The following is a 9,291-nucleotide window of genomic DNA, read 5'->3' on the forward strand; positions in this document are numbered from 1 at the left end:
TGATTTGTTCAAATCTTGATTTCTGATATAATCCGTCCGTTTTATTGCTATAAAGATAGGAAAAAATTTATGGGATTTTTAACAAATAAACGTATTTTAATTGCCGGTGTGGCAAGCAATCGTTCTATTGCTTATGGTATTGCACAGGCAATGCACCGCGAAGGCGCAGAATTAGCATTTACTTATCAAAATGACAAATTAAAAGGTCGTGTTGAAGAGTTTGCTAAAGAATTAGGTTCTTCTATTGTCATTCCTTGCGATGTTGGTACCGATGAAAGCATTGAAAACTGTTTTACCGAATTAAAAAAACATTGGGATAAATTTGATGGTTTTGTCCACGCAATTGCATTTGCACCTGGTGATCAGCTTGACGGAGATTATGTTAATGCCGTAAATCGTGAAGGTTTCCGTATCGCTCACGATATTAGTGCCTACAGTTTTGTAGCAATGGCAAAAGCGGCACGCGCAAATCTTAATCCGGGTGCAGCATTATTAACACTTTCCTACTTAGGAGCAGAAAGAGCCATTCCTAACTATAACGTTATGGGATTGGCGAAAGCTTCTCTTGAAGCTAATACTCGCTATATGGCATCTGCATTAGGTAAAGAGGGAGTACGTGTTAATGCAATTTCAGCTGGTCCGATCCGGACATTAGCAGCTTCTGGTATTAAAAATTTCAAGAAAATGTTAGGACATTTCGAAAATACTGCTCCATTACACCGTACCGTTACCATTGAAGATGTTGGTAACACAGCTGCGTTCCTATGTTCTGACTTAGCAGCAGGCATCACCGGTGAAGTGGTTCACGTTGATGCCGGCTTTAGCACCGTTGCAATGAGTGAATTGGAACTCGCTTAATTTAACACTTACTGACTTTTGCTCCGTTAGAACATAACGGAGCAAATTTTTTTCTTAAACTGGACATTTTATGCTTCTTGATAATCCTCTTCTTAGCCAACTCAAACAACAAATCCGTGACAGCAAACCGCACGTTGAGGGCGTGGTAAAAGCCACTGATAAGGCTTTCGGTTTTTTAGAATGTGATAAAAAAAGTTATTTCATTCCACCACAAGCAATGAAAAAATTGATGCACGGCGACAAAATTAAAGCATTAATCGATACTGTCGGTGATAAAGAGCAGGCAGAGCCTGACAGTTTGATTGAACCGATGTTAACCCGTTTTATAGCCAGAGTTCGTTTTAACAAAGAGAATAAATTACAACTTTTGGTTGATCATCCCAATATTAAATTGGCGATTCCTGCCAATCAGCATAAAAAAGTGAAGGAAACACTGAACGCCGGAGATTGGGTTGTCGCTGAATTAAAAACGCACCCATTGCGTGATGATCGTTTTTTCTTTGCGCAAGTTACCCAATTTATCTGTCACGCTGATGACCCGCAAACCGCGTGGTGGGTAACGCTTGCCCGTCATCAACAACCTCGCACCGCAGTTGCCGGTTTAGCGGAATATCCTTTTGAGGAAACAGCGATCCGTCAAGATCTTACCGATCTGAATTTTGTCACCATTGACTCGGAAACCACCGAAGATATGGATGATGCATTAACCATCAAGCCGATTCTTGAAAATCAGCAGCAGATTGGCTGGAAACTGAGTGTTGCGGTTGCTGATCCGACAGCTTATATTCCACTGGATTCACAAATTGAAGCCGATGCGAAACAACGCTGTTTTACCAACTATCTTCCCGGCTTCAACATTCCAATGTTGCCGCGCGAATTATCGGATGATCTCTGTTCATTGATGGAAAACGAAAAGCGTCCGGCGTTGGTGTGTGAGATTGAAACCGATATGCAAGGTGCTGTGATTGCCGAGCCGATTTTTACTTTAGCGTGGATTCGTTCCAAAGCAAAATTGGCATATGATGCGGTTTCCGATTATTTGGAAAATCGTGAAAACAGCTGGCAACCACAAAATGAAGTGGTTAAAACACAAATCGATTATTTGCATCAATTCAGTTTGGCTAGAATTGAATGGCGAACTAAAAATGCGATTATGTTTAAAGATCGTCCGGATTATAACTTCATTCTGGATGAGAACGGTGCTGTAGCGGAAATTTGTGCCGATCATCGCCGTATTGCCAACCGTATTGTTGAAGAGTGTATGATTATTGCCAACAGTTGCACTGCTAAATTCTTAGCGCAACACCAAGCAGCAGCCATTTTCAATACGCATAGCGGTTTTGACAGCAAATTCTTAAGTGCCGCCAGTGCTTTTTTACTTAACCATCTGGCAACCGATGATAATAGCGATCAGCTTACGCCACGTTACGCACCCGAACAATTAGCAACGCTGTCGGGTTATTGTGATATGCAACACGATTTGGATCGTCTTGGCGCAGAATATCTGGAAGCAAGATTACGTCGCTATCTTACTTTTGCAGAATTTAAAGCAGAAGTCGCACCGCATTTCGGTTTAGGTTTAGCCGAATATGCAACTTGGACATCACCAATTCGTAAATATTGCGATATGGTCAATCACCGTGCGATAAAAGCGATTCTTCAGCAACAAACTCCGGCTAAAGTTGAAGACTCAGTATTGGCGCGCTTGCAGGAAGCACGTAAACAAAATCGGATGGTTGAACGTGATATCGCCGACTGGCTTTATTGCATTTATCTTGCCGACAAAGTAGCTGAAAAGACAATTTATCCGGCACAAATTATTGATATTATGCGTGGTGGTTTACGAGTACAGCTACTTGAAAACGGTGCGACGATCTTTGTTCCTATGTCATTAATTCACAACGAAAAAGAAGAAATTGAAGTTAATAGTGATGATATTGCACTTTATATTAAGGGCGAACGTCGCTATCAACTTACCGATAAACTCAATATTCAATTAACTGAAGTGAATTTAGACACCAGAAGTATTATCGGACAACCGGTCTAAGCAACTATAATCGACTAAAAGTATATGTACACAATGTGCATATACTTTATTCCTCAAACCGTTTCTGTTGAATTCTTACCATTTCCAGCATATCTTCCAATGCCATACTTAATAAGGCTCTATCGTGGCGATAACTGATATCATCGGCATTTAATTTTCGACTTAAAATACAATATTGTCGGCGAAAATCACTTGGTAATGAAAAATCGGCATCAGTAATAATGCCATCAATCACTTTACTACCAATATAATTATGAATCCATTCAATGCGTTGAATTAAATTTAATTGTGCGGACGGGCTATGTTCCAACCCGAGATTATCAATAAAAATTTTTACTGCTCTACTCTGTTGTAATGCCGTTTTAATTCCTAATAACAACAACGGTGGCATAATACTGGTAAAGAAACTGCCCGGTCCCAATAAAATGACTTCAGCTCGATTAATTGCCCTAACTGCCTCATCCGTTGCCATCACATCGGGTTCAATACTTAATTGAAGCGGAATAGCATCCAGATTATCCACATTTACTTCTCCCACTACCTTCTCACCATTTGCCAATTGTGCCGTTAAATGTGCAGGCTGCTCTGACATTGGAATAATAAAAGGCTCAACATGAAGCAACTCACGAATCAAATTTACGGCATCTAACGGTCGCACTTTAATATTTTCTAACGCTTTCAGCATTAAATTGCCTAAATTATGCCCAGCAAGCTCTCCTTCGCCTTCAAAACGATACTCAAACAGTTCTGAAGCGGTAGTCGGTGTAGTGATAATCTGATTAAGACAATTGCGTAAATCCCCCCAAGCAATGCCACCGAATTGTAATCGAATACGTCCTGTTGACCCACCGTTATCGGTAGTTGTTACAATTCCGGTCAAACGAGAACGCATAAAACTTAGAGCGGACATTACTCTTCCCAAGCCGTGTCCGCCGCCGATCGCAACAATATGTTTTGTTTGATTTAGATTTGGCGTAACAATTGATGAAAACGTCATAACAAAATCCTGTTAGAAATTAACAACCCATTTTTTCTTTATAATGACGGCGACAAACTGACAAATAATGATCATTACCACCAATTTGAATCTGATGTCCCTCTTTGATTACTTCGCCCTGCTCGTTTAAGCGTAATACAAAATTGGCTTTACGACCACAATAACAAATAGTTTTCAGTTCTTCCAGTTGATCCGCCCACGCTAACAAATAACGACTGCCCTCAAATAGCTCCGCCTGAAAATCAGTTCTTAATCCGTAACATAACACTGGAATATTTAATTTATCAACCACTTCACTAAGCTGATAGACTTGAGCTTTAGTTAAAAACTGAGCCTCATCTACTAAAATACAATCGAGGTGTTGCTGTTGATTAAGGCTTTCAATTTCTACGAATAAATTCGTTTGGTGCTCAAATAGCTGTGCCTTCTCTTCAATTCCGATACGAGAAGTCACTTTGCCAACACCATAACGATTATCGATCGCTACGGTATAAACCAAGGTATTCATTCCCCGTTCACGATAATTATAAGAAGATTGCAATAAAGTAGTTGATTTTCCTGCATTCATTGAAGAGTAATAAAAATAGAGTTTTGCCATAACTAAAATCCATTATTTTTTTGCACATTAGTATAGCGTATTAAGCATCAATAAACAGCTTTACCAATGGATTTGATAATTGATCCGTTTAGACTTTATCAACTGAACTCTCTATAATAATCGCATTAAATTTTAAGCTAGAGGTAAATATGCAGTTTTCTAAAATGCACGGCTTAGGCAACGATTTTATGGTGGTTGACGGCATTACACAGAGTGTCTATTTTTCTGAAGATGTCATCCGCCGTTTAGCTGATCGGAATCGCGGCATCGGTTTTGACCAGCTGTTATTAGTTGAACCGCCTTACGATCCGGAACTGGATTTCCATTATCGTATTTTCAATGCGGACGGCAGCGAAGTGGAACAGTGCGGTAACGGTGCCAGATGCTTTGCCCGTTTCGTTCGTCTTAAAGGCTTAACCAATAAAAAAGAGATTAACGTCAGCACCGCAAAAGGGAAAATCGTGTTGATCGTCAATGATGACGAAACCGTGCGCGTGAATATGGGCGAGCCGATTTGGGAACCGGCAAAAGTGCCTTTTATTGCCAACAAATTTGAGAAAAATTACATTTTACGCACCGATATTCAAACCGTACTTTGCGGTGTCGTTTCAATGGGCAATCCACACTGCGTGTTGCAAGTTGAAGATGTAAAAACAGCCAATGTTGAGCAGCTTGGACCTTTGCTTGAACATCACGAACGTTTTCCAGCTCGTGCCAATATCAGTTTTATGCAGGTGCTTAACCGTAAACAAATTAAATTACGCGTTTTTGAACGTGGTGCTGGCGAAACTCAGGCTTGCGGAACCGGTGCTTGTGCGGCGGTGGCGGTCGGTATTATGCAAGGGCTGCTCGACAATCAAGTCGAAGTCGAATTACCGGGAGGAAAACTTACTATTGAATGGCAAGGTGTTGGTTATCCACTCTATATGACTGGTGATGCAACTTTTGTTTACGACGGCAATATTCAGCTTTAAGGGGAAATTATGAGTGAAATCAATGCTGATTTTGAGCAACAAATTCACGATTATTTAAATGATCATTCCGACTTTTTCGCTCGTCATTTGTTATTATTGGATAAAATGCAAATTCCTCATCAACGTAAAGGGATGATTTCCTTAGTGGAAGCACAATTGGGGCGGCAACGTGAAAAAATCGCAACACTAGAGCAACAGCTCTATCAAATTGGCAATACCGTACAGCAGAATGAAGAGCTTTTTTTTAGTTTGTTGCCTTTGCAAAAATTACTATTACAAGCAGGTAATTTTACAAAAGCCAATCAAAATCTTAACCAATGGGCAAAAGCATTAGAATTAAAAAGTGCAAAAATTTTATTACTCAAAGATGTTTGGGAAGAACAAAATGAGATTAAAGCGCAATATTGGATCGATAGAAAAGCTTTTGAAATCATTCGATTAGAACGTTTCGGTTTGCAATCTTTTTATCTCGGAAAACTTACTAATCGAGAAAAATCATTGTTATTTTTACCTGAAGAACTGCCTGTCGGTTCCGTTGCTCTCTGTTTATTAAAACAGAATCATCAACCTTATCATTCGGTATTAGTGTTTAGCTCACATAATGAAGATCACTTCTATCGTAGTCAAAAAACTGATTTTTTAGAAACCATTGTTGATTTAATTGAACCATTAATCGAACAATGGTTAACAAAGAAAGCATAGTTATGTTACAAGATTGGTTAGAAAAATATTGGGATTATCTGCGTATTGAACGTCAGCTAAGTGCGAAAACGTTGCAAAGTTACCAACAACAAATTGTTGCTTGTGTTGAATTATTAACTAATGAAGGCATTACTGATTGGCGACAAGTGGACGGGAGCGTGATTAGATTTATCCTGACACAAGGGAAAAAATCAGGTTTGCACGAACATAGTTTGGCGTTACGTCTTTCCAGTCTGCGCGGTTTCTTTCAATTTTTATTACGCAATCAACAAATTAAGGTCAACCCAACTGATGGAATTTCCGCCCCAAAGGCTGGCAAACGACTACCCAAAAGTATTGATGCAGAATCTATTTCTCAATTACTTGATATAAAAAGTAAAGATCCACTTTCACTGCGTGATAAAGCTATTATGGAATTGATGTACAGTTCTGGTTTACGTCTTTCCGAATTAAGAGGACTCAATTTGGAAGACATTAATTTTAAAGCGAGAGAATTAAAAGTTTTAGGTAAAGGTAACAAAGAGCGTATTTTGCCATTTGGGCGTTATGCCGCTGGTGCGTTACATCAATGGTTGGAGGTAAGATTACAATTCAATCCTCAAGATAATGCCTTGTTTATCAGCCATTTAGGGCATCGCCTCACCAGCTCTGCCATTCAACAACGCCTTGAACAATGGGGCATTAAACAAGGATTAAATGCCCATTTAAATCCGCATAAATTGCGCCACTCTTTCGCCACTCATATGTTGGAAGCCAGTTCGGATTTACGCGCCGTGCAAGAGTTGTTAGGACACGAAAACCTCTCCACCACCCAAATTTATACACACCTTAATTTTCAACACTTAGCGCAAGTTTATGATTCCGCACATCCTCGTGCAAAACGGAAAAAATAGGAACGGAAAAATAGGAAAAGTTATGCTGCATTTTTACCGCCAATTACAACCAATTAAAGTGATAACGTTCGATTTAGACGACACTTTATATGATAACTATTTTGTAATCAGAGCTGCCGAACAAGCCTTTCTTGATTGCTTGCAACAGCTAGCAGCCATTGATATTACTGATTGGCAACATTATAAACAGCAACTTCTTCAACAAGATCCGATTCGCTATGAAGATGTGATTGTATGGCGGCAAACTGCGGCGGCACAGCTGCTCAAAGCGCAGGGTTTAAAAGATGCCGACATTCAAAATATTATTCAGCAAAGTATGCAACTGTTTGTCGAATGGCGGCATAAAATCGATGTGCCGCTAAAAAATCGTCAATTTTTAACCGAACTTGCCAAACATTACCCGCTCGTTGCCATTAGCAACGGCAACGTTTATCCGCCGAAAATCGGCTTGGATCAATTTCAACTTATTTTACGTGGCGGTGAACACGGGCGTGCCAAACCGCACCCTGATCTGTTCCAACAAACCGCGCGTCATTTTCAATGCACAATGCAGCAGATATTACACGTTGGCGACAATCTTGTTACTGATGTGCAAGGTGCAATTGAAAGCGGCTGTCAGGCGGTATGGATTAACAGCCAACAGCAATCCCTGTTTGCTTTCGAGGAAGCGACAACCCTGCCGACATTAGCTGTTGCAGAAGTAACCGATCTTATATTTTTGATTAAAAATTAACCAATAATTGATATTGGTAAACTTTTTTTGAAATTTTATTACTTTTTTTGAAATTTCTATTGCGATCTTTTGTGCTTTCATTATGATCTCACCCAGTTTAGTTATCTTTTAAACAATTTTTGTGAGGTTTTTATGCTATATGCTGAATTTATTCTGCTGCTGTTCTTCCTTTATGTCGGCAGCCGTTTTGGTGGCGTCGGGTTAGGAGTCGTTTCCGGTATCGGTCTTTTAGTCGAAGTCTTTATTCTACGTATGCCGCCGTCTTCCCCGCCAATTGATGTAATGTTAATTATTATAGCTGTTGTAACCTGTGCTTCCGTGCTTGAAGCCGCCGGCGGTTTAAAATATATGTTACAGATTGCGGAACGTATTCTTCGCAGTAATCCTAAACGTGTCACTATTCTTGGTCCAATGGTTACCTATTTTATGACAGTGATTTTGGGAACGGGGCACGCTGTTTATACTATTATGCCGATTATAGGCGATATTGCCTTGAAAAACGGAATCCGTCCGGAACGTCCTATGGCAGCGGCATCCGTTTCTTCACAAATTGGAATTACCGCCAGCCCAATTTCCGCAGCAGTAGTTTACTATTTAGGGCAAATCTCAGAACTCCCAGGATTCTCTCACATTACATTATTAACCATCGTATCTATCACTATCCCAGCAACTTTTTGTGGAGTGTTGGCACTTTCACTTTATAGCTTACGCCGTGGTAAAGAGTTAAAAGATGATCCAGAATATCAACGTCGTTTGCAAGATCCAGAATGGAGAAAATTAATTCAAAGTACTACCAGTACCAGTTTAAATGAAACATTGCCGGCTTCAGCAAAAAATTCCGTATTGTTATTCCTTTTTGCCTTAGTTTGTATCGTAATCGTGGCAATGATTCCAGCAATCCGTACTATCGGAGAATCAAAAGCGATTTCAATGGGTGTCATCATTCAAATGATGATGCTAGCTTTCGCCGGTGTAATTCTGCTTCTAACTAAAACTGATCCTAAGAAAGTACCAAACGGCGTAGTGTTTAAATCAGGTATGGTAGCAGCAATTGCTATTTATGGTATCGCGTGGATGAGTGACACCTATTTCACTTATGCAATGCCTTCTTTCAAAGCCGGTATCACCGAAATGATTCAGGCTTATCCGTGGACATTCGCATTTGCACTCTTCGCTGTATCCGTTGTTATCAACAGCCAAGCTGCAACCGGAAGAATGTTATTACCGGTAGGTATCGCTATGGGATTGCCAGCTCCGTTATTGGTTGGTTTACTTCCTGCAACCTATGGTTACTTCTTTATCCCTAACTACCCATCAGACATCGCAACCGTCAATTTTGACGTATCCGGTACAACCAAAATCGGTAAATACTATTTCAACCACAGCTTTATGATGCCGGGTCTAATCGGTGTAGTTGTCGGATGTGTGGTTGGTATCAGTTTAGCCAATGTATTGATGTAATTCTTCTCTTCTACAAAAATAGGCATAT

9 protein-coding genes are annotated in these 9,291 nt (G+C 40.0%); 7 read left to right on the forward strand and 2 right to left on the reverse strand.

What is annotated here, in order from left to right; translation table 11 throughout:
- The first annotated feature begins 69 nt into the window (after window positions 1-69).
- The gene (fabI, locus tag P375_RS08535; RefSeq protein ID WP_039136099.1) at window positions 70-858 is read left to right on the forward strand and encodes an enoyl-ACP reductase FabI; all 789 of its coding nucleotides are present in this window, start codon (window positions 70-72) and stop codon (window positions 856-858) included.
- Between the two features lie 70 nt (window positions 859-928).
- Window positions 929-2,905, forward strand: a complete 1,977-nt coding sequence (locus P375_RS08540; protein WP_039136101.1) for an exoribonuclease II — start codon at window positions 929-931, stop codon at window positions 2,903-2,905.
- 46 nt (window positions 2,906-2,951) lie between these two features.
- Here P375_RS08540 and P375_RS08545 read toward each other — a convergent pair whose 3' ends face one another.
- Together P375_RS08545 and P375_RS08550 are read right to left on the reverse strand one after the other, a co-directional pair.
- Window positions 2,952-3,902 carry a gluconeogenesis factor YvcK family protein gene (locus P375_RS08545; protein WP_039136103.1) on the reverse strand — a complete coding sequence of 317 codons (951 nt, stop codon included), beginning with the start codon at window positions 3,900-3,902 and terminating at the stop codon, window positions 2,952-2,954.
- Window positions 3,903-3,921: 19 nt separating this feature from the next.
- Complete coding sequence (locus tag P375_RS08550) at window positions 3,922-4,500, reverse strand: thymidine kinase (RefSeq protein WP_039136105.1); 579 nt, start codon at window positions 4,498-4,500, stop codon at window positions 3,922-3,924.
- Window positions 4,501-4,649: 149 nt separating this feature from the next.
- Here P375_RS08550 and dapF point away from each other — a divergent pair, with 149 nt between their 5' ends.
- From dapF to P375_RS08575, 5 genes are all read left to right on the forward strand, one after another.
- Entirely contained in the window at window positions 4,650-5,474 is an 825-nt protein-coding gene (gene dapF / locus P375_RS08555) for a diaminopimelate epimerase (RefSeq protein ID WP_039136107.1), read from the forward strand.
- 9 nt (window positions 5,475-5,483) lie between these two features.
- Window positions 5,484-6,176: a DUF484 family protein gene (locus P375_RS08560; protein WP_039136109.1), complete on the forward strand. Its 693-nt coding sequence runs from the start codon at window positions 5,484-5,486 to the stop codon at window positions 6,174-6,176.
- 2 nt (window positions 6,177-6,178) lie between these two features.
- Window positions 6,179-7,069 carry a tyrosine recombinase XerC gene (gene xerC / locus P375_RS08565; RefSeq protein ID WP_039136111.1) on the forward strand — a complete coding sequence of 297 codons (891 nt, stop codon included), beginning with the start codon at window positions 6,179-6,181 and terminating at the stop codon, window positions 7,067-7,069.
- 22 nt (window positions 7,070-7,091) lie between these two features.
- A complete protein-coding gene (gene yigB / locus P375_RS08570) occupies window positions 7,092-7,802 on the forward strand; it encodes a 5-amino-6-(5-phospho-D-ribitylamino)uracil phosphatase YigB (protein ID WP_021461152.1) in 711 nt (236 codons plus the stop codon).
- A 132-nt stretch (window positions 7,803-7,934) separates the two neighbouring features.
- Window positions 7,935-9,263 (forward strand): anaerobic C4-dicarboxylate transporter, encoded by a 1,329-nt coding sequence (locus tag P375_RS08575; protein WP_039136112.1) that lies wholly within the window; start codon window positions 7,935-7,937, stop codon window positions 9,261-9,263.
- The last annotated feature ends 28 nt before the right edge of the window (window positions 9,264-9,291 follow it).

Source organism: Gallibacterium genomosp. 2 (assembly GCF_000771895.1).
In the GTDB taxonomy this organism is placed as follows: Bacteria; Pseudomonadota; Gammaproteobacteria; order Enterobacterales; family Pasteurellaceae; genus Gallibacterium.